We start from the raw sequence: 23115 nt of genomic DNA, 5'->3' as shown, positions 1-23115 counted from the left end.
AAAAAAAATGTTGACACATCTGTAAAAGTATCAGATAATTTTGAATATTAATTCTTTCAATTTTACTGCTTTTGAAATGTTTGATTATTCTTCTGCCATGGGTATAAAAGAAATAGGTACAACCACCTCATTTAATTCTGAATCAAGAAAGGAAAGATGCATAATGGTAAAAGTTACAGTAACAGTTGATTTCCAAGGAAAATCTTATCAAACTAACGTCCTTACTAAACCGGGTACAGATCATGAAGTAATTTTACAACAAGCCCTTCATCAAGTTGAAAAGCAATGGAAAGCATAAAAAAGCAGGCATCGCAATAGATACCTGCTTTTTTATTACCATTTAATAATATCCAAAATATTTTTCATATGCACTATTGAAGACCCTCTTTTAGCAATTCCCTCCTACTTAACAACACAAAGACACTAAAATTCAGTCGTCAGTTTGTGTAAGTAAACCTCTCAATCTGAATAACAAGTAATTAAGAATTTTCTTTAATGAAAAAAGCACCTAAATGAAATGGGATTATAAAATAAAAGACTTATAAAAAAGACGATCTTTTAAAGGACCGTCTCAGACTTTAGACAATTTAAACGTTAATTTCCACTCCAGGCACTCGCTTTCCGCGGGCGGTCCGTGAGCCTCCTCGGCGCCTTTGCGCCTGCGGGGTCTCCCTTGGACTCGCTTTTCCCGCAGGAGTCTCGTACCCTCCGTTCCAATCAACTTTGTTTTAAAATTTAGATAGAACCCCTTTTGTCTACAAACTTGATAATAATTGATTTTTGGTTCTTTTAAGCTAAGTTACTTATTAATGGCACGGAACGTTCTTGAAGGCTATCGGAAAACAGACTATAAGAAATGAGTTTCTTCTTGTATTGTTTAACTACATCCACGTGGTCATTGTAAATGTACACATATAACCTAACATCCTTTTTGCCTCTTTTAGTATCAATTACTAATGGAGTTCCACTGTTCTCGGGATGCAAAAACAATTGCTCGTTCCCTGGGAATATATGATTTTTTTTCAAAAATCTAGCGTTATTAAAATAATTAATAACTTGAATTTTTTCTTCACCTTCCAAACGTTTTCCCTCAAAGGTTACGATCGCATTCTCGTCACTAATTTCAGAGTGTATTTTAAATTTGCTGATAATCCAATTAACCGCATCGGTCGGAAGACAGGAAACCAATATTTTTAACAAACTTAAGATAATTGTCAAAATCAAAACCGGCAATGTCAATTCATCATCTCCGCTACATTTATAAATTAATTCTTACATGGCTCATTATATCAAAAGGGCTGGCAGTTTTTCTTAAAAGATGTGTCCGTTCTATTAACGTTTCACTTTAAAACATTGCACTTAAACGCACGGGCGCGCATCGAAAGTGAAAATTCCCCCATTATAAATATAATTTTCCGAAATGGTTATACTAAACAATATGGTTTTCATCCACATCCTTCTTAACAAATTTATACTTATTAAAATAAAAAAAACTGAGCGTCATCAAGACGCCCAGCTTTTCTGGAATCGATTATTGATATCCCCAAATCATTGTTAGCATTGTACCGAAAATTGTAACCAATGCAACAAACAATCCGTAATAAACGTTTGTGTAAATCGATGCTTTATCTTCAGACTCTCCTGCATGCATGAACATAACAAATTGAAGTGCTGCTTGCATGAAAGCTGTAACAAGTAGGATAATCACAGCCATTTTAAGTGAGAGATCAAACACAATAACTGATAGTGCGACCAAAGTCAGAACTAGCGAAAAAGCAAATCCCATAACTTGGCCCCGTGGGAATAATTCTTTCATATTACATCATTCCTTTCAGATAGACGAAACTGAAGATGAAAATCCAGACAACGTCCAAGAAATGCCAGTAAAGTGAAAAGATGAAAGCCTTGTTTGTTGTCTGTGGAGTCATACCGCGTTTTTTAATCTGCATGACGATGAAGGTTCCCCAGAATAAACCAAGTGTAACGTGAGCTCCATGCGTACCTAGTAGTGTGAACAAACTAGATAAGAAAGCACTTGTTTGAATCGTTGCTCCTTCATGTACATACTCCACGAATTCATAAATTTCGACTCCTAAGAAGCCTAAACCAAGAATAAGGGTGATAATGAAGAAACCAATCGTTGCTTTCTGCCTGCCAAGTCTCATTGCATTGATTCCAAGACCTATGGTAAAACTACTAGTTAAAAGAAAGATTGTTTGAAACATTAATGTTGGGACTTTAAAAAGATGTTCCCCTGTTGGACCATTTCCAGTACCACCAACTAAGACAAAATAAGTGGCGAACAGTGTAGCGAAAAGAGCTATTTCTGCTCCCAGGAAAATCCAGAATCCAAAAATCTTTAAGCGATTTTCTTCCGTGCTATATTCTAGTGGCAGCGAGTTATCTATTTTCATTACTTAGCACCTCGCAATTTATTTTCAGTTTCTTCGATCTCTTCAACAGAGATATAACGTCCGTGATCTTTTTCGAATGAACGGTGAATCATACAAGCAAAGATACCGATCGTTGCAATGATTGCAATGATCCACATGCTGAATACCAATGCAAAGCCCCAAACGAAGAAGATACAGCTCATGATAAACGGCACGCCACTGTTATTTGGCATATGAATCTTTTCTACTTTACCGCTAAATAATTTAAAGCCTTTTTTCTTTGAATCCCAGAATGCTTCTGTAGAATCAACTGTTGGCACAATTGCAAAGTTATATTCAGGGATTGGTGTATGTGTAGCCCACTCTAGAGAACGTGCATCCCATGGATCATTTGAGATATTTCTTGATGCATAACGAGTACTCCAATAGATATTGTACACAATAAGTGCAAAACCTATTGCTAAACCAATTGCTCCAACGAAAGAGAGCATATTCAATGGACCATATCCTGTTGATTCAGAGTACGTATACATACGACGTGCCTGCCCATCTAAACCAGTGATGAACATCGGGAAGAATGTTACATTAAAGCCGACTATAATGAACCAGAACGACCATTTTCCAATTTTTTCGCTCAACATGAAACCGAACATTTTTGGCCACCAGTACGTAAAACCGGCAAGTACGGCAAATACAGTACCAGGGATTAAAACGTAATGGAAGTGAGCTACTAAGAACATTGTATTATGGTATTGGTAGTCAGCACTTGCCATGGCAAGCATAACCCCTGTTACCCCACCGAGCGTGAAAATCGGAATGAAAGCTAAAGAGTATAGCATTGGAACGGTAAACACGATTTTACCTTTCCAAAGTGTGAACAACCAGTTGAAGATCTTAACACCGGTCGGGACTGCAATTGCCATCGTGGTAATCGAGAAGATACCATTAACCATTGCACCGTGGCCCATTGTATAGAAATGGTGAGCCCATACAATGAAAGATAAAGTAGAAATAGCTACCATGGAGATAACCATCGAATTATACCCGTACAGGTTACGACGTGCAAATGTCGAAATGATTTCACTGTAAATACCGAAAGCTGGAAGAATAACTATATAAACTTCAGGATGTCCCCAAACCCAGAACAAGTTTGCCCAAAGCATATCGCTACCGCCATTGGCCATCGTAAAGAATTGAGTTCCGAATAGACGATCCATTGTCATCAACGCAAGTGCCACTGTCAATACAGGGAAAGCGAAAACGATAATGAAGTTTGTAATCAAGATAGACCATGTGAACATTGGCATTTTCATTAAGTTCAGGCCAGGTGCTCTCATTTTCAAGATGGTTACGATAAAGTTGATACCAGTCATTAATGTACCGATACCAGCGATTTGAAGTGAAATCGCGTAATAGTTCGAACCGACTGATTCACTGAAATCGTTACTTGCCAGCGGGAAGTAAGATGTCCAACCTGCATCAGGAGAACCACCGACTACGAAAGAGATGTTAAATAGCATTGCCCCCATGAAGAATAACCAGAAGCTTACTGCGTTCAGACGTGGGAATGCTACGTCACGCGCTCCAATTTGTAATGGTGTAACAATGTTCATTAACCCAATGATAAATGGCATAGCCATGAACAGGATCATGACGACCCCGTGTGTTGTAAATACCTCATTATAATGCTGTCCATCCAAAAGACCGTTATCTGGAATAGCCGTTTGAGCACGCATCATAAGAGCATCGACGCCACCGCGGAAAAGCATAAGCAGTGCTGCCAAGATGTACATGATACCAATACGTTTATGGTCAACCGTTGTTAACCACTCACGCCATAAGTAACCCCATTTTTTAAAATAGGTAATTCCGGCAACAACCGCAATCATGGTTAAGCCAATGGCAACCATGGATGCATAAATCGCAGGGCTTGGATGAGGTACGGCAAATCGATCAAAGTAATCCATACTTTTGTGACTCCTTTCAGGAAAATATTCCTTATCTTGTAAACCTAGTTGTTTTATCGAACGAAATTAATTCTTAGTGATTCATGTTGCTGTGTTCTGAATGTTCCTCGTGTGAATCCTTGGAATCATTTTCTTCAGTATCAGAAGATCCGTGGTCATGACCAGCATTTTCCCCTTCAGGAGCTGGTGAAAACTCTAAGTGAGTTCCAGTGTAAGTGGATTGTCCCACATGGCCAGGTTTTAATAATTCATTGAATTTTTCCTCAGTAATCGGTTTAGCAGTAGCTTTAATTTCATCTACCCACTTATCGTAATCTTTTGCTGACAATGCATTAACGTTGAACGTTTGCTGAGCAAAACCTGAACCACTGAAGTTTGAATTTCGACCCATATACTCACCTGGTACATCAGCTGCTAAGTGCAACGTATTAACCATGTCCGACATCGCGTATTTTTGTCCTCCAAGTTGTGGAATCCAGAAACTTGAGATTGGACCGAATGAGTAAAGTTTAAATTCGATTGGTCGGTTAGTCGGTATAAACAGATAGTTGACCGTTTCGATATCTTCTTCCGGATAACTAAAATGCCACTTCCAGTTGGAAGATGAAGCGTAAATGACTAAAGGTTCTTGATCTCCGTACCCTTTAGGTGTTGCCTCAACTTCATTTGTTGTTTTAACAGTAACAACGGATAGGAAAGCGACGATCAAAATTGGGATCGCAACCCAAATTATTTCAAGAACCTTACTTCCTTCAATATGAGGCGGTTCATAATCATCACGCTGTTTGGAAGCACGATATTTCATTATCATGAAGATATACAGTACCATAACGACAAGGACGACAAAGGCCATTGTCCATATCGAAATCATAATAACATCTGCTTGTGTTGCAGCTACTGGCCCTTTAGGGTCCAAGACCATTAATGGGTTATCGCAACCGGTTAGCACAGTGGCAATAGTAAAAAGTATAGTTAATAGAGCCCATTTTATTTTCATAGTACTACCCCTTTCTTACATAATAAAATTCCAATTGGTAATTATTCGGACAAAGTGTTACCATGTTCACAAACCCCGACATACCAATATTAATCCCAAGTCTAAAAAAAGACAATACAAAGTGACATCTGTCACATAAAGTTCATTAAAGAGCAGTAAGAAGATGGTAAATGAACTGAAATGTTCGAAAATCTTCAGCAAATGAAATATAATAAATGTTTCATATCTTGCCTTTGAAAATTCACTTATCAGTGAAGGATTACAAATAGTACCGATCCTCTTTCCATTTAATATTACTCTAATATAATGAAATAAAAAATTTCACATTATAGTCACCGTGTATATTGCCTCAAAACTCTTAAAGATTATGAATTATATTACCTATCCTGTCAATTACTTATTTATCGTTAGATACCATGATTTAAAACGGATTTTTTTCACTCGGCCATGGAGGTTGGTAAATGGTAGACACATGGGACACGATGTTGTCTCCATGCTTCAATACCCTTATGAACCAACACAGGTCAATATTATATATGTATAAGGGAACAACGAGTGTGAAATGTAATTGGGTTCTTTTGCCTTATGCCCTGTCAGTATTTTTAAACAGCCGTGTAGCAAAAGCGTAGTAAGTAATTCAGGTTTGCTATCAAATCTGCCTTTAGCAAAACCACTGCTCAATAACCCCATATTGATACCTGTACCCCTTTCCCTTTTGAATTTTCAATTAAAAGTACATAGAAAAAAACCACAAAAAAAGGACTTCTTAAAAGTGTCCTTTTCTCGTAGATATTGTTTAAAATGTAATTGAGAATTCCTGGCGTGCAGGCAGTTGGTTTGGATGTACAAGCACATCGTGTGTTTGGCAATGACGAGTGGCAGTATAATGAATTAAAATGTAACAAATCGATAATTCGTTCTGATAATACACAAAATGAAAGCGCATTCATCGTTTGTGATCAAGTTGACTCAAATTCAGCAAGTTAGGCAAAAGAACAACTAATTTTGTTTAGAAAAACAGTATATTGCGCTAAATTCCTCGTTTTAGTTACTGAATTCTGTACTTCTGTTTGTTGGAGCTTTAGCCTTTGTTTTCATTTTTATGATTTTAGTCGTTTCCGGTTCAATTCTTTCGCCTTTACGTGTATTCATTACCATTTCCTCTGTCAGGACAAAAAATATACCAACTAGAAAAATGGCAGCTGCGCTTAGTGTGATGGCGATTCCAACAGCGGTAAATATATAATCCTTATTGTAATCGCTTACAAAAAAACTTAAAGCAAAAATAATAATTCCGATTACGCAACCTGTGCCCGATACCCATTTCACTGCATCCAACATCTTCTGATTAGCTTCCATAATTTCATCCCCTTTCTTTCTATTTTATGACATTTCACAAATTTGTCAAATCTTTTCTATTTTTTAACATATCTATAATGTAAACCTTGACAAATAGAATACGCCGCTATTCACTTTTAGGTATTCGAGACTATATGAAAAATCTGATAAACAGTATAAATACACTATCATTTTTTCCGATATCAACACTTTCAATACTATTAAAAACTTTTTAACTACATTTTCAAATAAAAGACCCCTGATGATCAATCAGAGGCCTTCCTTCTATCTATGAGTTTTGCAAGGTTATCGTTACCGTTTTCTCTTCAGTCCCCCGATAGACTTTAACCTTTACTTTATCGCCGATTTTCTTATCTGTGTATAAAATTTTCCTTAATTCTGCTGACGTTTTTATTTTCGTTCCATCAATCTCCACAATGATATCCTGTTGCTTAAGCCCTCCATTCGCCGCAGCCGATCCCGCCTCTATACTCGTCACCATTACGCCGGACTTTACGACTTCTGGAACATTTTGGATGTAATATTGCGGCAGTTCTTCCATACTGGCCAAGCTGACTCCTAAATATGGGCGCTTGATTTTTCCATTTTCAATCAGCTCCGTAACAATCGGAATCACATCATTACTTGGTATGGCAAACCCTAAGCCTTCCACACCGTTTTCGGAAATCTTCAAACTGTTTATGCCGATCACTTCCCCAGCGGTGTTGATCAATGCACCCCCGCTATTGCCGGGATTGATCGCTGCATCTGTTTGAAGGACATCAAGTTCCCACTCCCCGTCCGAGGTATCGACTGAAATGGAGCGTCCGGTCGCACTGACGATCCCTTGTGTAACCGATCGTGAAAAATCAAGTCCAAGTGGGTTGCCAATTGCCAATACTTCTTCTCCTGGACGCATGCTATCGGAATTCCCGAATTTAATTCCCTCAGGTGCTTTCGAGGCATCAATTGTCAAAACCGCTAAATCAGTCAAAGCATCAGCCCCGACAACCGTCGCCGTTGCCTTTTGTCCATCATACAATGAAATTTCGACTTCCTTAGCTCCTTCAATAACATGATTGTTCGTGATGATATAGGCTTTCCCATCAGCTTTTTTATAGATGACCCCTGAGCCGGTGCCGCTTTCAACCGTTTCGCTCTCCGTGCTTTGCTGCTGGTACGGGTACTGGTTTTGCATCTCCTGTAAATTCACGACCCCGACTATCGATTTGGATGCTGATTCGACCATCTCTGCCCTATCATTTGAATCCGTACTTGTCGATAACTTTTCCGCCGTGACACTTTTATCCTTTTCAACACTTTCCGTTTGCTGTACACCTGCCGTTTTGGTTGACTCATTCACTGAACTATTCCCTTGATCTATAAAGTCCCCGCCAAATAGAAATACAGACGATGTAACCATAGCAGCAACCGTTCCGGAAACAAGGCTAGTTAGCCAAAGAGACTTACCCTTTTTCCGTTCTGCCTTCACTCTGACTTGCTCATCACCATTATAATTTTCCATCTTTATCCCTCCTATGATTGTCCTTTATCCTTTACTTGACTCAATCATAAACAGGAAATATTAAAAAATTCTTAAGAAATAAAGAATAGGGCGACATTTTTAAAAAAATTATAAAATTTTATCGAATCCTGTATCTTGCCGCCTGCAAAATAAAAAGGCCTCAACAGGGGCCTTCAATTCGACCATACAGTTATCCTTACAAGACTTCATAAACTTCTTTAGTCTTCTTATTCACGCCATACCAGCCCCAAGTGGTTTTGTGGCCACTTTCCTGACTAGGTTCATCCACCTCGAAAACATGAAAAATGTAATCTCCCTTTTCGGCATCATGATCATATTCGATATCTAAATCAGGAAAGTTTTCCATGTCCACATAATCCTTAACTAGCTTCTCTGCCTGAGATTTACTTAATGTACTAACCGAGGCCTTGCTCTCTTCTTTGCCTATTGTATCCGTTGCCGCCTCATCTCCTACTTTCGATCCATTGGTTCCGTCCACGGTTGCTTCCTCCGCCGGCTCCGCCTCGTCATTTCCCTCTACTGCTTCTATCGTGGCGGAGTTTGATACCGGTTGCATTTCCACCGCCTTAGAAACCATTAGTTTACCTTCCCGGTATTTTGCTTTATATGCGGTTGCTTCTTCAAAATCTCTTTTGGCCAAATCAAAATCCTGTTCGTCGTATTTCTTCATTCCATTCGCCAGAAAACCTGAAAGATCCATTAACTCCCTTGCTTCCGGTGTATTTGCTTCTTTATAAGCTAATTCAAATGCCTCGTGGGCTTCTAAATAATTTTCCTCATTCAACTGACTTTTCCCTAAATCCATATTGGAATCATAATTCCTTGTTACGCAGCCTGAAGCAATCAACACCAAAAAAATAACCATGATTGACCTCTTCACTATATCACCCCTTGATTTTCCATATTATTCTGTAAATTCATCTTATACCATTCGATAAGAAATCCGATACCTCTATTTCCTATCTTTTTCATTAAGGAAATGTTTATATTGATGATTAAATTTTTACAAATAGTGGTACAGAATAGATAAACGCTTGAAAGGATGATGAGCAGAATGATGCAGGAAAAACAGACCTATCATGTCGATTTGGTCAGCGGAGATGTACTCGGACAAAAACTTGAAGAGAACCCGAGCTTCACTGTACACGCAACTGATGAGGAACTTGCAGAATTGAAACAATGCTTGGAGGAACACCGGACAGATGACCTGGAGGCATACGCCCGTTCACATGTGCCATACCTTCTCTATCATCATGACCGGGCAAATGATAAATACGATGCAGCCATGAAAAAGCTTTATGCCCTCATTTATAAATTTGGCGATGAAACGGCGCGAAACCATATTGAAGAAATCGGCATTTTGAAAGACAACAAATTCGAGGGAAATGAAGAAGTGCAAAAGTTCAAATAGAAAATGAACAGAACCTAAAATTCAAAGGTACTGTTTCTTTAAGATAAGACTCCTAAAGGAGATATCGGGCTATACCTCTGGCATTGAAACTAAGTTTGCTCAAAAGATTTCCCTCTCCCTATATAAGGAAAAATAAAAAGAATCCATTTTGAAAAAAGATGGATTCTTTTTTTGTGATTTAATGTACAGTTTTTATAAAATGATCAATCTCTTTCCTCTGGTATCCCTAAAGTTTGTAAGGGCATTTCCTTTAAAGGAAATTACAATTATCGCTATTTTAGGTAGAGTTATTTTTAATCTACATATTTATCTTTCAAATAATCTGAACCAATACCACCAATGACCATCAATGCAAATGGTAAAAACCTAAATACAACTGGCATACTTTTTAAAACTGTAATATCTGTGCCAACAAATTTGTTAAGGCCAAAAATAATTAATTTAGACACTAACAAAAATGCTCCTATTAATAACACGATATCAAAAAACATTTTCCTTTTGGGAAATGCCAACTGCTTACTTTCACGTATTATTTTTTCTTTCAATTCCTCGTCACTCCTTAATAATTCATCTACCGTAATTTGAAATAAATCACTTAAATTAATGAGTACTTCAATACTTGGATGATTTTTTCCCGTTTCCCATTTGGACACAGATTGGCGACTCACATGAATCTTCTCTGCAAGATCATTTTGTGACCAATTTCTTTTTTCACGTTCTTTTTTTAATCGTTCGCTAAAAATCATAATGAGTTCATCGCCTTTCCTAGTCCTAGTATTGTGAGAGGAATTATGCAAAGTAAAGATAGTAATAAGCGCATTACTATGCAACTTATGAGTGACAACGTAGAAAACCTTGATCTATCAAGGGAATCCGTTGAATTTTAGGGAACTGCTGTAGAAAGTTAAAATTTTCAAAAAAAATTTCGCCAGTTAACACGAAAGTGGTGGCGACTTTGGAAATAACAAAAAGTGCAGCCACTCACAGACAGAAGGCAAATTAGAAGAAGCAGTTTGCTTTTTTTCTTTTAAAAAACGTTCCAATTGATTTCATCCCATATAAATGATAAAAATCATGGAGTACAACCAAGTCTTTTTTTAAAATTATGGTAATCATAAAACTACAAATTGAATTTAATAACACTATAGAAAACGCAAACGGTTTTTATAAAAGAAGCCATTTCCTCATGGGAATCACCTCAAGTTTTACACCATCATAATTCTCCTAAAATTAAAATGGAGGTCTTGCTGAGTTATAGCGTCCAATCGATAAGCAATCCTGCTTGTGCTAAACCACCACCGAAACCATATAATAAAACCTTCTCACCATTACGGAGCTTCCCTTCTCTTATTCCAATATCTAAAGCTAATGGTATTGTTGCTGAAGAAGTATTTCCATACTCCACTAAGCTATATAAAGTACGCTCAATAGGAAAGCCGCTTCTTTCACATATCGACTCAATCATTCTTAAATTTGCACTATGCGGAACAAACCAATCAACATCATTCAATTGAAATTCAGTATTTTTCATCACTGTTTGCATACCTTTTGGAACAGTAGTAACAGCCCATTTATAAACTTCACGTCCATTTTGTACAAGGTTACCACTATTATTCAAGTCTTCACCATTTATACGTGTCGATAGGTTTGTACTATATAAATTTTTTCCGCCTTCTCCTTCCGAATATAAATGTGAAGAAATGAAACTTGGTTGCTGTTCATCATATTCTACAAGAACTGCTCCTCCACCATCTCCAAATAAAATACAAGTGGCTCGATCTTCATAGTCCATAATTTTAGATAAAGTATCAGCTCCAATAACAAGAACTTTCTTGTTTAAACCAGATGTTACTAATCCATTAGCTACATGCAACCCATAAGTAAATCCTGCACAAGCAGCATTTAAATCAATAGCTCCAGTATTCTTAATACCTAGCTTTGCTTGGACTAAAGAAGCTACACTTGGCGTGTTGAAATCAGGTGTAAAGGTACAGACAATGATCATATCAACATCTTCGACAGATTTATCATACCGTTCCATTAAATCCTTTACAGCTTTATAACTTATATCACTAGCAAACTCTTCTTCATGTGCAATTCTTCGTTCTTTAATACCAGTACGTTTAACAATCCATTCATCATTGGTTTCAACCGTTTTTTCTAAGTCTTTATTTGTTAACCTTTTTTCAGGAACATACGAACCTATCGCAGTAATACGTGCTTTGGATTTGAACATAGAATAGCCACCTCGTGTGTATGAATTGCATCATTTTATAACTTGATATTAACACCTGGTACTAATTATAAAGCAAAAAAAATCTAATGCAACTAACCGTTACATTTAAACCCATAGGAAAAAGTGCGGGGCAAAGCAACTACTTTAAAGTAAAGAATCTATTAGTTTCTTACAATCTCTAGAGAGACTGCCAAAAGTCATCTTCAAGACATTCCCTCTAATAACGTATTTCTTACAATTATATTGATAGCTTGAATGAATTCTGCTTGCATCACTGAACTTGTCAAAAAGGCCATACTCCCAGTGGATGCAGCTCTTACTTATTTATGATGACGACAGATTTGTTCTTGTCTTTCGAGATTTTGTTCGACTGCATATGTAGTGCCCCATTCACACATTGTATTTAATACAGGTACAAAGGATTGACCCAACTCAGTTAAACTGTATTCTACTTTTGGTGGTACTACTTTATATACTTCTCTTCGGACAAGCCCATCTCTTTCCAACTGCTTTAATTGGTCGGTTAAAACTTTCTGGGTAATGGCCGGTATTAGAATATAAAACTCTTTTGTCCTCATTGGTTTTTGACTCAGAAAAAAGAGGATTAAACATTTCCACTTTCCTCCTACAGTATTCATGAAAATATTTATTCCAGTATTTAAACTCTTCATTCCTCATTCCTCCTGAATAGGCACATAAAGGTGGCTATGCCACTTTATTGTGCGTTATTTTCTTCTACATCATGGGTCCATTATACTCTGATTATGAAGCAAATATAACATTGGGAGTGAACACGATGAGTGTAAGAGAGATTATAGAAAAAAGACGTTCCGTAAGGCAGTATGATCCCGATTATAAAATTAGTCCCGAACGGGTGGCCACATTGATTGAAGGAGCCAGTAAATCGCCTAACGGAAACAACATTCAAGCAACACGATACCTGGTTATAGATGAACCATATTTAAGGAATTTGTTACTGCCCATTGCTTTTAATCAGCAACAGGTAATTGAAGCCTCAGTACTGATTGTTATACTAGGTGATTATCAAGCATTTGAAAAAGAAAATATCATAATGATACATGAGGATGAGTTTCAAAAAGGTTATTTTGACGCATCAGTAAGAGATTATCTAACAAACGCGGCAATCAATTATTATCTAAATAAATCAAAAGAAGATTTAAAGGTTGAATTAATAAGAGACGCAAGCCTGGCGTCAATGTCGTTAGTTTTATTGGCGAACGAGGCAGGTCTTGAAACCATTACAATGTCCGGGTATGATTCCGAACAATTAAAGTCAGCCTTAAAAATTTCTGATAGGTATTTAGATGTTATGCTTATTGCCATGGGGAAAGGAATTAAAGAAGGTCACAAAACAGTAAGGCACGATGTTAACAAAGTCATTTATAAAAACAAAATATAGTGAGTGTTATTACTTTTTTAAAATTTGGATATTGGAAATTAGTGTGGAAAGAGGGTTAAAAAGAACCCTCTCCCCTATCTTCTTATTCTTTCGTTAAAACTCACCACGAGTTACCAGCCTCTTATATCATCCACATGCAGACTTATCATATAGTCATAGTAACGTAACGGATTCATTTTAGTGTTTTTGTTTGTAATAAGTTACAGCGAGCGCAAGGGCCAGCACTGTTCCTTTGACGATATCCATCGCATAATACGGAACGGACATCATGATCAGCCCATTTTGTAGGATTCCGATCAGGACTGCTCCGACGAAGGTTCCAAAGGCATTCGGTTTTCCCGCTCCTAAAACGGAGGAACCAATGAAGGCTGCCGCGACGGCATCCATTAAATAAGGGGACCCTGAATTGATTTCCGATGTCATGACCCTTGAAGCAAGGACAATCCCCCCGATTGCAGCAAATAGAGCCGAAAGCAGATAGGCAAGGATTTTGTATTTATTAACCGATATCCCGGAAAGTCTCGCCGCTTCCTTATTTCCCCCAATCTAAAAAGGAATCAATCACATCTCTTACAAATTCCCATTCCAGGCGCTTTTGTTTAAATCCTTCTTCACCCACTGATGTAAGTCTGTAATATTTTCTTCTTTCTCCTGGTCCTTGCTCATCCCCCCAGTAAGAAGAAATCCATTCATTCTTTTCTAATCTCTTTAAAGACAGATAGAGTGTACCTTCTTTTAATTCAAATTGGTCATCACTCTTTTCACGAACAATTTCTTTTAAGACTTCCATATTAATATCCTGTTTTTCCGCATATTGGAATTAATATATTTTATATTACTTTATAATGCAAGGTATTCATTTAATAAAATATTACAAATTCAACTAACCGTTTTTTTAGTTATACCTGATTTAACACTCTCCTTTAGGTAAGTACCTATACTAAAAGTGCATACTTACGTACTTGCTGAGTGCACTTTATACTTAAAATAAATAAAAATTAAGGAGGAGAAATCTTTGAAAACTCTTGTTATCGTATCACACCCAAGTCTAGAAACATCCGTCATAAATAAGCGATGGGTAGAAGCGCTAAGGAAATATCCGGAGAAGTATACAGTACACGAATTGAATACGGTTTACCCTGACGGGAACATTAATGTGGAAAAAGAACAGCAATTAATCGAATCGCATAGTAATCTTGTTTTACAGTTCCCTTTTTATTGGTTTAATTGTCCGCCTCTCCTAAAAAGATGGCTTGACGATGTTTTTACTTATGGTTGGGCTTATGGTTCAAATGGAGGCGATAAACTAAAGAATCGCAAAGCTGCTTTAGCTGTATCTGCCGGTATTAACAAAGAGGATTATAGTGAAGAAGGAAGATATCGCTATACTCTTGAACATTTATTATCTCCCTTTGAAACTACCTTCCTATACTGCAATGCAGATTATCGTTCATTCTTTGCGTTTTATGGTGCTGAAAATGAACCGTCCGCAAGCGAATTGGAAAATAGCGCACAAGATTATTTGAATTTTGTCGACAATCTTTAATAGGCAGTTTCATTAAAGAAGTATTTCCTTATTAGGGAAATACTTCTTTTGATTTATCAAAATAGCTACACCTACGGCCGTACAATCTCCTGAGCTAGCAAACTGTTTTTCTCTCCCCACTCGCACATCATATTTAACAATGGAATGAGAGATAGACCACGTTCAGATAATGAATATTCTACTTTTGGAGGTATTTGGGGAAATTCCTTGCGTATGATAAGACCGTCTGCCTCCAGCTCCTTTAACATGATGCTTAGCGTTTTAAAGGAAATGGTGCCGATACTCCGCTTCAGCTGATTATGCCGCATAACCTTATTTTCAGACAGCCAATACATAATGATCATTTTATATTTACCGCCTATTAAGGACAACGTATATCCAAAGCCAGTGTCATTTGGTTTCACGCCAGTCGGAACACAGGTTTCGCGCATAAGTTTATACTCTCCTTTGGTTAAGTATAGGATTTGAATGTTCATACTTTACAATAGATCATTATCCATTTTATTGAAAGGTAAAGTAAGTTTCCTCTAAAATTTCGCTATCGTGGCTACCCCATATTAGCGTTAATAAATATTATTAATTAAAAATGGAGATAATTTATATCCATAACCCGTCCCTTTTTTAAAAGGAAAAATCCTGTTGCATATCCAACAGGATTTTTTTCATAATTTTGGTTTTCTGTATAGTATCGTAACGGATTCATTTTAGTGTTTTTGTTTGTAATAAGTTACAGCGAGCGCAAGGGCCAGCACTGTTCCTTTGACGATATCCATCGCATAATACGGAACGGACATCATGATCAGCCCATTTTGTAGGATTCCGATCAGGACTGCACCGACGAAGGTTCCAAAGGCATTCGGTTTTCCCGCTCCTAAAACGGAGGAACCAATGAAGGCTGCTGCAACGGCATCCATTAAATAAGGGGACCCTGAATTGATTTCCGATGTCATGACCCTTGAAGCAAGGACAATCCCCCCAATTGCAGCTAATAAAGCCGAAAGCAGATAGGCAAGAACTTTGTATTTATTAACCGATATACCGGAAAGTCTTGCCGCTTCCTTATTTCCGCCAATAATGTACATATAACGACCATGCTTCGTATAAGTCAAAAAGATATGGGTCGCTATCACAATGGTTGCCATGATCAGGATTATCCATGGTACCTGGCCAATTTTGGCGAAAAGGGGGCTGATCAGACCTGTTGCGAAGGTCCCATCGGGCATGACCATATTTTGCGAAACCGTGGCCCCTTTTGTATAGGTAAGGGCAATTCCCTGGATAATGAACATGGTGGCCAATGTCATCAGCATGTCGGGAATTCTCAATTTAACGATCATGAACGAATTTAAAGCCCCTACGACAAGTGAGGCACCGATCGCAGCTAATATGGCGATAAATGTATCCTGCGAAAACCAGACAAACATTGATATGACGATGGCATTGGCCAATGATGCGACGGAACCGACGGAAAGGTCGAAGCCATCCACCGTAAGGGATATCGTAATGCCGATCGCAATGATGGTCACGATTGAAATGGAACGCAGGATGTTGATCAGATTAGTAGTTTGAATGAAAGATGGATTGGACACGGCAAAAATTCCAATCAGAATGATAATCGTCAATATTGTGCCGTATTTATAGAAAAAGTCGAATAGCTCCACCTTTTTCTTTGCTTTCACTGTCTGTGTAACAGGAATGGGTACGCTCATCCTATTTTCCTCCTGTTGAATAGAATAGTAGTTCTTCTTCATTCGTTTTGTTCGTTTCGAATTCGATGACAGTGCTCCCGTCATATAACACATATGTCCGGTTGGTAATGCCAATGATTTCGGAAAGCTCGGATGAGGCATAAATGATCGCTTTTCCATTCCTCGCAAGCTTAGCAATCAATTCGAAAATATCCTTCTTGGCTCCAACATCGACCCCTTTCGTCGGTTCATCGAATATGTATACATCCGCATCGGCAATAAGCCATTTTCCAATGGCAACCTTTTGCTGGTTACCACCTGAAAGGTTTTCGACTTTCACTTCCCCGGAAGGAGTTTTAATTCCGATACTGGCGATCATTTCTTTCGCCTTTTCCTTTTCCGCCTTACGATCCACGAAACCGAATGTTCTGCAGAATTTACCGATACTGGCTGCAGTCAAGTTCGCCGCGACCGATTCCTGAACAAGGATCCCTTCTTTCCTGCGTTCCTCAGGTACAAGTGCCATGCCGCTTTTTACAGCATGGTGCGGTGATTTCAAAGAAAGCTTTCGGCCATTCAGGATGACCTCACCCGCTGTGATCGAAGTATGACCGAAAAGGGTTTTACACAGCTCCGTTTTCCCAGCCCCGACCAACCCCGCCAAGCCTATTATCTCTCCTGCTTTAATATGGAGACTAACATTTTTAACTTTCTCTGCATCTGACAATCCCTTCACTTCAAGAATAACGTCGCCAATCGAAGAATTCACTTCAGGGAACTGTTCCTCCATGGTTTTCCCGAGCATATTCTCTACCACTTCGTTACGGGTGATGTCTTCCATTTTTCGACAAGTGACACGCTCCCCATTCCTCATGACCGTAATTTCCTCACATATTTCAAAAATCTCGGGCAGACGATGTGAAATGAAAATGATTCCCACGCTTTTTTGCTTCAATTCATTTACAATTCGAAAAAGCTCTGTCGTCTCCGTATGACTTAACGGAGCAGTTGGTTCGTCGAGAATCAGGAATTTGCATTCTGTCGAAACGGCTCTTGCTATCAGGACCATCTGTTTTTCAGCCAAGGTAAGATCTCTTACCAGCTTGTTCGAAGGGACACGAATTTTCATCTCTTCAAGAATACGAGAAGCTTTATTGTGCAGCTCTTTCCATTGGACCATCTGTTTTTTTCCCATGTTTTGGACCATATCATTCAACATCACATTTTCCCCAACGGTTAAATAAGGGATGAGGGCCGTATCCACTTCCTGATAAACAATTTGAATGCCTTGTTCCTGCGCCTCTTTTGGTGAGCGGATATCCTGCTTCACCCCATCAATGAATATGTCACCTGAATAATGAACATGGGCTCCCGATAAAACTTTCATTAACGTCGATTTCCCTGCTCCATTAGCACCGACCAATGCGTGGGCTTTCCCTGATTGTACAGAAAAATCAACTTCACTAAGCGCCTTCACCCCCGGAAATTCAATCGAGATTTTCTTCATTTCTAGTTGCGTGCCCATGTCCATTCCCCCTTATTGAACAGACACTCCCTTCACTGGAAAGAGAGTGTCCCCTTTTACTTTTTATAATGATCTTTCAAAACTTTCATCCAATCTTCTTCAAATTCCGCTGATACACCCCATCCTTCGACAATACCAGACAGATTTGCCATATTTACCGCTTCTTTTGAAGCTTGGATTTCCTTTTGTGAAATAAGTGAAGCCTCTAAGTCATAGGTTTGCGGCGTTTCTTCGCCCGCTAATTTTTTCGCCAATATCCTCATATTCACTGCACCGATCAACTTGGGATCGACTGCTGCCGTGTAGGACCATGAGCTTCCAGCTGATTTAATTTCCTGAAGGTCTGCATTCGACACATCTATTCCGTATATCTTCACTTCATCGCGTCCCGCTTCTTTAATTGCCCGGGCGGCACCGATAGCGAAGGCATCCCATGTTGCGAAAATTGCATCCAATTTACCTTTAGGATATTTATTCAGCATTGCGGCTACAGCATTTTGTGTTTGAACCGAAGTATCTGCAGACGCCACTCCGAATCTTTCGACTTCTTTAATTCCAGGGTTTTCTTTTAATTTCTCCTGATAAACAGCATTTCTTCTCACCATTGGAGGGAAACCATCCACCCAAAGATACGCAATTGCCGCTTCACCTTTCTTTTCTTCTATCAGTTTATCAAGAGCCAGTGTTGCCAACGCTTCATCATCCTGTGATGTTAATGTTACGCCTTCTATTTTAGTTAGATCGCTTATTGAATCGAATGTAACAACGCTTTTGCCTGCATCAACCAACTTTTGAACGTCATTCACTGTTGCTGCATCATCACCATGGGAGATGATATAGCCGTCATAATCTTCCTGCAAAGCCTGTGCGATCGCATCATGAAATTTAGCCGTATCACCATTGGCTGTATATGTATCCACTTGAAACCCCAGTGCTTCTCCTTCTTCCTTCGCTCCTGCTAAGTATTGGGCCGTATGATCATCACCGCCAATTTTACGGATCACTTTGATTTTGGCTCCTTCCCCATTAGCAAATATTTCCGGGACATTTTCAAATGATACTTTTTCTTCTTTCTTCGATTCTGTGGAACTCTGCCCTGTAGAGCAACCCGTTAAAAGCAAAGCCGAAGCGATGGCTGAAATGAATATCCCTTTAATAGACCTTCTCATCTTGTTCCCCTCCACATTTTCTTATTAGTCTTATCAGTTAAGTTGGTGTAAGTCCCAAAATAAAAACCTCTCTATTAATATAGAGAGGTTTAATCAGCTGTTTTGCAGACTTATCCCTCTCTTATCTGTCAAAACATTTCTGTTTTGCAGGATTTAGCACCAATTCCTAATGGAACGGTTGCTGGGCATCTTAGGGCCAGTCCCTCCGCCACTCTTGATAAGAGAATATATTGTGTTACGTTTTTCGTAATTATCACTTTATAGGGATATAGTCGTAAAGTCAATAGTTTTTCGAATATTTGAAATGTTCCCCGTTATTTTTCATTTTCTTTGCAGCTGGGCTAGACGCTTTTTCTCGATTTTTTCAAGTCTCTCCAACTGACGTAATTTCACTTCGAACAAAGTGATCGGGTCACGGTAAACTTCCGGATTTTCTTTCATATGCTCCAATGCAGCCTGGTAGTCTTTGATTTCTGTCTGCGTTTGCTCTATCGTTTTTTGAAGTAACGCAAAGGAACTGCGATAGAAAAGTGAGATGTCCCGATCCAAAGATTTTTCAAACAATCCAAATTGGGTAAGGAAACGTTCCGTGATCATTTCGGCAACATCTAGGTAATCTTCACTTTCCAGGTATTTCTTATAACGATTGTACATATTGGCTTTATTTTGCGGTATCGCCCCAAACAGCTTCCCTGCTCCTTTAAGCAGCAATTGTGATGGAGTTCTGCGCAAAAGGATATTAACGTTTTCGATGCGGATACTGCTTGTCATCCGGTCGGCATCACGGCGCCAGTCATCCAATACCCTAAAGTCACCTGCCAGCGTGATCCGTTCTTCTTTGTATAATTCATTGAACCCGGCACTCATTTCATCCATAAACTGCTGGCTTTGTGAGAACTCCATTTGGGAACTGGCAATCCAATCTTGAAGAGAACGGTAATATTGAGGCATGATCTTGTCAGAAATGAATGCTTGAATCCGCTCATTCATTTCCTGGTTTAACTGTACATGGACCTGACTGAAATCACTGCTTTCCGTTAACGATTTAGAGCAATCCCTCAGCAATTCAGGAATTTTAGAAGAAAGCTGATTTTTCACTTCATCCTTAAGCGAACTATAAGACCTTATGATATTTTCACTTTTTTCTTTTTCCAAATCAGCCAGTTGATTGACCGCTCCATTCAGTTTAACCTCCATCTGTTCATTCCAAGAGATGGAATGCTCGCATTTCCGTTCATTGGCTGCCCGTTTTTCTAACAGATAAGATAAAGTTTTACGAATGAACGCTAGGATTTTTTCAGATCTTCTTTCTTTCCAATTATCATCTTGATAATTCGATTGAAGGAATGCTGAAAGGTCCTTCAACTGCTGCTTGCTGTCATAAAGTTTGGAGAAAGCGAATACTTTTGCATTCGGAAAATATGCATTCACTTTATCCCATGTTTCGTCTTCCATCCGGACTGCGACTTGATCACTATATATCGTATCCATTTTATTCAATAAGAAATGGATAGGCAGTTTCGGAGCCATCATTTGAATTTCCAATAATAGATCTCGTTCACTGCCGGTGAAAGGCGCCCGGGCATCAAGAACGAACATCAGGCCATCACTGCCATGTAAATAGCCTTGGAAATCGGATTCCACGCTTTTCTCCCCATTGAACCCCGGTGTATCCAATAATCGCAGACCATTATTTCTAAGGTAGTCACTGATAATCGTCACATCGACAATAGTCCCTCGCTGACGGCGTGTTTCATCCAATTCAGCCAGCTCCATGACCACTTTGCTATCTGTATCTGTAATCTCTAGGATTTCCAAATCATCCCCGTCTTTGACACTGACTAGGGATGAATGATCTTCGGCAGCAATGCTCTCGCCAACAATTGACTGAATGAAGGATGTCTTGCCATTTCCTGTACTTCCCACAAGAAGAAGATTGAAATTATTAGTATCCTTAAGCCCTTCGACCATCCATTTAAGCTTATTGCCAACCCTTAAATCATTCTCTTCAGCCCATTGGATAATGGAATTGAACAGTTTCTCTCCCGCTTCCAGTCCGCCTCCCAATTTAGGCGATTTTGCCAACAGGCTTTCTGCATCCTGAATGACAAGCGCATTAATCGTATCCGGGAAGATTTCATTCCAGGACAACGCGGATGCCGCTGCAAACAGCGAAAGCTCCCCATCTGCGATTTTCAGCCAGTTTTCCAGCAACCTTGGCACGACGGGGCTTAAATCTTTGATTAGGTGCGTTCCTTCTAATAGACCTGCATATGCATCCCTGTAATAGACGGAAAGCTCATCCCATACATCCCCTTGGTTTAATTCGATGGTATCTATCAAGTTATTAATCACTCTTAGCCATTCAAAATAAGAATCCGTATATTTATAATTTTTCCAAAGTGCAACCGTCACTTTTTCGAAACGATCCTGGTCCAGTGTGTATAGCGAACCAAGGACAGTTGAAAAATAATCCGGATCCATCGATTGGGCAACACCCTGCTGGATATACGTTTTAAGCACATCGAACCAGCCCATTGATTCTGTCCGGATACTTTCATTTGCCGCTAATACCACTGCACCGTTCCAATCCTTTTGTTCTTCAAAAAAGGCGCGTGCTATTTCCGTGACATTCGGGTAGTCAGGTTGAAACTCGACTGCTTCTTTCACGACTTTGGAAGCCAAATCATTTCTAGATTCCACTATGTACAGGGAAAACAGTTGCAATAGAACCTCCGTTTTCAAAACCGCTTCATTCGTATCGACGGATTTATAAATATCCTCCGCGGTTGAATACATTTCCAGTTCAAAATAAGCATCGGCGATGTTTTTCTTCGCCCATGAACCAAGCTCACCTTCTATGTTTTCCCATTTGAAAATGGCGGCCTCATAGTCATGGTGCTGAAAGTATACTTCACCTTGAGCAAAGCGAATTGCGGTTAAATCCGCCCTTTCCTTTTTTTGTTCCACGAGAAACATTTCACCCAAAGCTTGAATGGGATGCTTCCTTGTATCCTCAATCATCATTTCATAATATTTTTTCCCGATCAGCCGTTCGTCCATCTTTATTCCCCCGATATATTTCATATTTTCAATTAAAGGATAATCACCGATTTGATAAGCCTTCCAGAAGACCTTCCATGCAATTTTATAGGTTCCTTTAGTTAAGAAAATTATTTACAAAACCTTAAAATATTATTTTAACAAAACAATATGGTAACAACATGTCACCACTCTTACAATTTTAAAACAGAAACAAGTGGAACTGTAATGATTTTAATAAACAGATACAGAGATGTCATTCCCATATTCGAGAAAAAATGTTTTTTTAGCTTTACCGACTTTTGAAGAAGTGGGCGAAACATTCTTTTTACCACTGAATTACCAGGAGTCCAGCCTTCGAACTACCTAATAAATGGTAAATACACGAAGTCACACTAGAACCTTTCGCTCATTACTAAAATCCCATTTGAACGTTCATATAAAAAAGCAGTACCTTCATTCATGAAAGGTAACTGCTCTCTGATAAGCTCCGAACAGTCGTTGTCCTTTGACAAATTAGGATTATACCCCTGTACGCTTACGTTGGTTATTCGGCTTTTTGGTCAACTGGCTTTTAAGCTGTTTCGTTTTCTTCACAACGCCGGTTTCCAGTTTATCTTTACTTGAACCTGCTTGCTTTTGAGCCAATTTTTGTTTGACTGCATCCGCCAGGCTTAACTTTTTATTTTCAGACATAATGTTGTCTCCTTTAGTGTTCTGCTTCTATTATAATATAGTTGCGGTTAGAAAGATAATAGGGAGTTATATCCGATTCTTTTTGCAAAAAATACCTCTGAATAAAGGAAGTTTCGCCAACGAGGGACTAATTTCCTGCTC

Annotated in this window: 22 protein-coding genes, 2 pseudogenes and 1 riboswitch; of the genes and pseudogenes, 5 read left to right on the top strand and 19 right to left on the bottom strand. The window is 38.8% G+C overall.

Annotated elements, in window-relative coordinates; translation table 11 throughout:
• Positions 1-40 precede the first annotated feature (40 nt).
• Positions 41-298 carry a BA3454 family stress response protein gene (locus ABIE66_RS02525; RefSeq protein ID WP_350301106.1) on the top strand — a complete coding sequence of 86 codons (258 nt, stop codon included), beginning with the start codon at positions 41-43 and terminating at the stop codon, positions 296-298.
• 491 nt (positions 299-789) lie between these two features.
• On the opposite strand, the gene ABIE66_RS02520 is transcribed toward ABIE66_RS02525, so the two are convergent.
• The 5 genes from ABIE66_RS02520 to qoxA form a co-directional block, all read right to left on the bottom strand.
• Positions 790-1239 (bottom strand): YfmQ family protein, encoded by a 450-nt coding sequence (locus ABIE66_RS02520; protein ID WP_370013759.1) that lies wholly within the window; start codon positions 1237-1239, stop codon positions 790-792.
• Between the two features lie 292 nt (positions 1240-1531).
• A complete protein-coding gene (qoxD, locus tag ABIE66_RS02515) occupies positions 1532-1816 on the bottom strand; it encodes a cytochrome aa3 quinol oxidase subunit IV (protein ID WP_096338881.1) in 285 nt (94 codons plus the stop codon).
• Position 1817: 1 nt separating this feature from the next.
• The gene (gene qoxC, locus ABIE66_RS02510; RefSeq protein WP_098370441.1) at positions 1818-2414 is read right to left on the bottom strand and encodes a cytochrome aa3 quinol oxidase subunit III; all 597 of its coding nucleotides are present in this window, start codon (positions 2412-2414) and stop codon (positions 1818-1820) included.
• Positions 2414-4360, bottom strand: coding sequence for a cytochrome aa3 quinol oxidase subunit I (qoxB, locus tag ABIE66_RS02505; RefSeq protein WP_370013758.1), 1947 nt, complete (start codon positions 4358-4360; stop codon positions 2414-2416). Before qoxB ends, qoxC begins: the two co-directional genes overlap by 1 nt.
• A 73-nt stretch (positions 4361-4433) precedes the next feature.
• Positions 4434-5357, bottom strand: coding sequence for a cytochrome aa3 quinol oxidase subunit II (gene qoxA, locus ABIE66_RS02500; protein WP_214787913.1), 924 nt, complete (start codon positions 5355-5357; stop codon positions 4434-4436).
• Between the two features lie 807 nt (positions 5358-6164).
• Here qoxA and ABIE66_RS02495 point away from each other — a divergent pair.
• Positions 6165-6344 (top strand): hypothetical protein, encoded by a 180-nt coding sequence (locus tag ABIE66_RS02495; protein ID WP_370013757.1) that lies wholly within the window; start codon positions 6165-6167, stop codon positions 6342-6344.
• A gap of 57 nt (positions 6345-6401) precedes the next feature.
• On the opposite strand, the gene ABIE66_RS02490 is transcribed toward ABIE66_RS02495, so the two are convergent.
• The 3 genes from ABIE66_RS02490 to ABIE66_RS02480 all read right to left on the bottom strand — a co-directional run bounded on the left by ABIE66_RS02490 (position 6402) and on the right by ABIE66_RS02480 (position 9106).
• Positions 6402-6716 (bottom strand): hypothetical protein, encoded by a 315-nt coding sequence (locus ABIE66_RS02490; RefSeq protein ID WP_101224934.1) that lies wholly within the window; start codon positions 6714-6716, stop codon positions 6402-6404.
• A 268-nt stretch (positions 6717-6984) separates the two neighbouring features.
• Positions 6985-8220: a S1C family serine protease gene (locus ABIE66_RS02485; protein WP_370013756.1), complete on the bottom strand. Its 1236-nt coding sequence runs from the start codon at positions 8218-8220 to the stop codon at positions 6985-6987.
• Between the two features lie 196 nt (positions 8221-8416).
• The gene (locus ABIE66_RS02480) at positions 8417-9106 is read right to left on the bottom strand and encodes a hypothetical protein (protein WP_370013755.1); all 690 of its coding nucleotides are present in this window, start codon (positions 9104-9106) and stop codon (positions 8417-8419) included.
• 180 nt (positions 9107-9286) lie between these two features.
• Between ABIE66_RS02480 and ABIE66_RS02475 the strand changes: the two genes are divergently transcribed.
• The gene (locus ABIE66_RS02475; RefSeq protein ID WP_370013754.1) at positions 9287-9652 is read left to right on the top strand and encodes a hydrolase; all 366 of its coding nucleotides are present in this window, start codon (positions 9287-9289) and stop codon (positions 9650-9652) included.
• A gap of 293 nt (positions 9653-9945) precedes the next feature.
• On the opposite strand, the gene ABIE66_RS02470 is transcribed toward ABIE66_RS02475, so the two are convergent.
• The 3 genes from ABIE66_RS02470 to ABIE66_RS02460 all read right to left on the bottom strand — a co-directional run bounded on the left by ABIE66_RS02470 (position 9946) and on the right by ABIE66_RS02460 (position 12559).
• A complete protein-coding gene (locus ABIE66_RS02470) occupies positions 9946-10398 on the bottom strand; it encodes a helix-turn-helix domain-containing protein (RefSeq protein WP_370013753.1) in 453 nt (150 codons plus the stop codon).
• A 506-nt stretch (positions 10399-10904) separates the two neighbouring features.
• Entirely contained in the window at positions 10905-11888 is a 984-nt protein-coding gene (locus tag ABIE66_RS02465; protein WP_289323549.1) for a ketoacyl-ACP synthase III, read from the bottom strand.
• Between the two features lie 320 nt (positions 11889-12208).
• Positions 12209-12559 carry a winged helix-turn-helix transcriptional regulator gene (locus ABIE66_RS02460; protein WP_101224946.1) on the bottom strand — a complete coding sequence of 117 codons (351 nt, stop codon included), beginning with the start codon at positions 12557-12559 and terminating at the stop codon, positions 12209-12211.
• 125 nt (positions 12560-12684) lie between these two features.
• Between ABIE66_RS02460 and ABIE66_RS02455 the strand changes: the two genes are divergently transcribed.
• Positions 12685-13308 (top strand): nitroreductase family protein, encoded by a 624-nt coding sequence (locus ABIE66_RS02455; RefSeq protein ID WP_370013752.1) that lies wholly within the window; start codon positions 12685-12687, stop codon positions 13306-13308.
• 177 nt (positions 13309-13485) lie between these two features.
• On the opposite strand, the pseudogene ABIE66_RS02450 reads toward ABIE66_RS02455, so the two are convergent.
• Positions 13486-13854 (bottom strand): annotated as a pseudogene (locus ABIE66_RS02450) (ABC transporter permease); the annotation flags it as partial.
• A pseudogene (locus tag ABIE66_RS02445) lies at positions 13841-14089 on the bottom strand (PadR family transcriptional regulator); the annotation flags it as partial. The pseudogenes ABIE66_RS02445 and ABIE66_RS02450, both read right to left, overlap by 14 nt.
• Before the next feature lie 234 nt (positions 14090-14323).
• On the opposite strand from ABIE66_RS02445, the gene ABIE66_RS02440 reads away from it, so the two are divergent.
• Complete coding sequence (locus ABIE66_RS02440) at positions 14324-14854, top strand: NAD(P)H-dependent oxidoreductase (protein WP_370013751.1); 531 nt, start codon at positions 14324-14326, stop codon at positions 14852-14854.
• 71 nt (positions 14855-14925) lie between these two features.
• On the opposite strand, the gene ABIE66_RS02435 is transcribed toward ABIE66_RS02440, so the two are convergent.
• The 6 genes from ABIE66_RS02435 to ABIE66_RS02410 form a co-directional block, all read right to left on the bottom strand.
• Positions 14926-15285 (bottom strand): winged helix-turn-helix transcriptional regulator, encoded by a 360-nt coding sequence (locus tag ABIE66_RS02435; protein ID WP_370013750.1) that lies wholly within the window; start codon positions 15283-15285, stop codon positions 14926-14928.
• 273 nt (positions 15286-15558) lie between these two features.
• On the bottom strand, positions 15559-16563 hold the full coding sequence (locus tag ABIE66_RS02430) for an ABC transporter permease (protein ID WP_289323547.1): 1005 nt from the start codon (positions 16561-16563) through the stop codon (positions 15559-15561).
• A 1-nt stretch (position 16564) separates the two neighbouring features.
• Positions 16565-18067 (bottom strand): sugar ABC transporter ATP-binding protein, encoded by a 1503-nt coding sequence (locus ABIE66_RS02425; protein ID WP_370013749.1) that lies wholly within the window; start codon positions 18065-18067, stop codon positions 16565-16567.
• 56 nt (positions 18068-18123) lie between these two features.
• Complete coding sequence (locus tag ABIE66_RS02420) at positions 18124-19236, bottom strand: sugar ABC transporter substrate-binding protein (RefSeq protein WP_370013748.1); 1113 nt, start codon at positions 19234-19236, stop codon at positions 18124-18126.
• A 118-nt stretch (positions 19237-19354) separates the two neighbouring features.
• A riboswitch (SAM riboswitch) is annotated at positions 19355-19460 on the bottom strand.
• 97 nt (positions 19461-19557) lie between these two features.
• Positions 19558-22299: a GTPase domain-containing protein gene (locus tag ABIE66_RS02415; protein ID WP_370013747.1), complete on the bottom strand. Its 2742-nt coding sequence runs from the start codon at positions 22297-22299 to the stop codon at positions 19558-19560.
• A gap of 501 nt (positions 22300-22800) precedes the next feature.
• Entirely contained in the window at positions 22801-22974 is a 174-nt protein-coding gene (locus tag ABIE66_RS02410) for a hypothetical protein (protein ID WP_164468807.1), read from the bottom strand.
• Between the last annotated feature and the right edge of the window lie 141 nt (positions 22975-23115).

It is taken from the genome of Peribacillus sp. B2I2, assembly GCF_041261685.1.
In the GTDB taxonomy this organism is placed as follows: Bacteria; Bacillota; Bacilli; order Bacillales; family DSM-1321; genus Peribacillus.
The sequence above is the reverse complement of the archived record's forward strand: the minus strand, read 5'-3'. Positions and strand labels throughout refer to the sequence as shown.

Bases quoted from the DNA above. Each gene is read 5' to 3' on its own strand.
- qoxD (WP_096338881.1), bottom strand. From the start codon at position 1,816: ATGAAAGAATTATTCCCACGGGGCCAAGTTATGGGATTTGCTTTTTCG.
- qoxC (WP_098370441.1), bottom strand. From the start codon at position 2,414: ATGAAAATAGATAACTCGCTGCCACTAGAATATAGCACGGAAGAAAAT.
- qoxB (WP_370013758.1), bottom strand. From the start codon at position 4,360: ATGGATTACTTTGATCGATTTGCCGTACCTCATCCAAGCCCTGCGATT.
- qoxA (WP_214787913.1), bottom strand. From the start codon at position 5,357: ATGAAAATAAAATGGGCTCTATTAACTATACTTTTTACTATTGCCACT.
- ABIE66_RS02490 (WP_101224934.1), bottom strand. From the start codon at position 6,716: ATGGAAGCTAATCAGAAGATGTTGGATGCAGTGAAATGGGTATCGGGC.
- ABIE66_RS02485 (WP_370013756.1), bottom strand. From the start codon at position 8,220: ATGGAAAATTATAATGGTGATGAGCAAGTCAGAGTGAAGGCAGAACGG.
- ABIE66_RS02480 (WP_370013755.1), bottom strand. From the start codon at position 9,106: ATGGTTATTTTTTTGGTGTTGATTGCTTCAGGCTGCGTAACAAGGAAT.
- ABIE66_RS02475 (WP_370013754.1), top strand. From the start codon at position 9,287: ATGAGCAGAATGATGCAGGAAAAACAGACCTATCATGTCGATTTGGTC.
- ABIE66_RS02470 (WP_370013753.1), bottom strand. From the start codon at position 10,398: ATGATTTTTAGCGAACGATTAAAAAAAGAACGTGAAAAAAGAAATTGG.
- ABIE66_RS02465 (WP_289323549.1), bottom strand. From the start codon at position 11,888: ATGTTCAAATCCAAAGCACGTATTACTGCGATAGGTTCGTATGTTCCT.
- ABIE66_RS02460 (WP_101224946.1), bottom strand. From the start codon at position 12,559: ATGAAGAGTTTAAATACTGGAATAAATATTTTCATGAATACTGTAGGA.
- ABIE66_RS02455 (WP_370013752.1), top strand. From the start codon at position 12,685: ATGAGTGTAAGAGAGATTATAGAAAAAAGACGTTCCGTAAGGCAGTAT.
- ABIE66_RS02435 (WP_370013750.1), bottom strand. From the start codon at position 15,285: ATGCGCGAAACCTGTGTTCCGACTGGCGTGAAACCAAATGACACTGGC.
- ABIE66_RS02430 (WP_289323547.1), bottom strand. From the start codon at position 16,563: ATGAGCGTACCCATTCCTGTTACACAGACAGTGAAAGCAAAGAAAAAG.
- ABIE66_RS02425 (WP_370013749.1), bottom strand. From the start codon at position 18,067: ATGGGCACGCAACTAGAAATGAAGAAAATCTCGATTGAATTTCCGGGG.
- ABIE66_RS02420 (WP_370013748.1), bottom strand. From the start codon at position 19,236: ATGAGAAGGTCTATTAAAGGGATATTCATTTCAGCCATCGCTTCGGCT.
- ABIE66_RS02415 (WP_370013747.1), bottom strand. From the start codon at position 22,299: ATGGACGAACGGCTGATCGGGAAAAAATATTATGAAATGATGATTGAG.
- ABIE66_RS02410 (WP_164468807.1), bottom strand. From the start codon at position 22,974: ATGTCTGAAAATAAAAAGTTAAGCCTGGCGGATGCAGTCAAACAAAAA.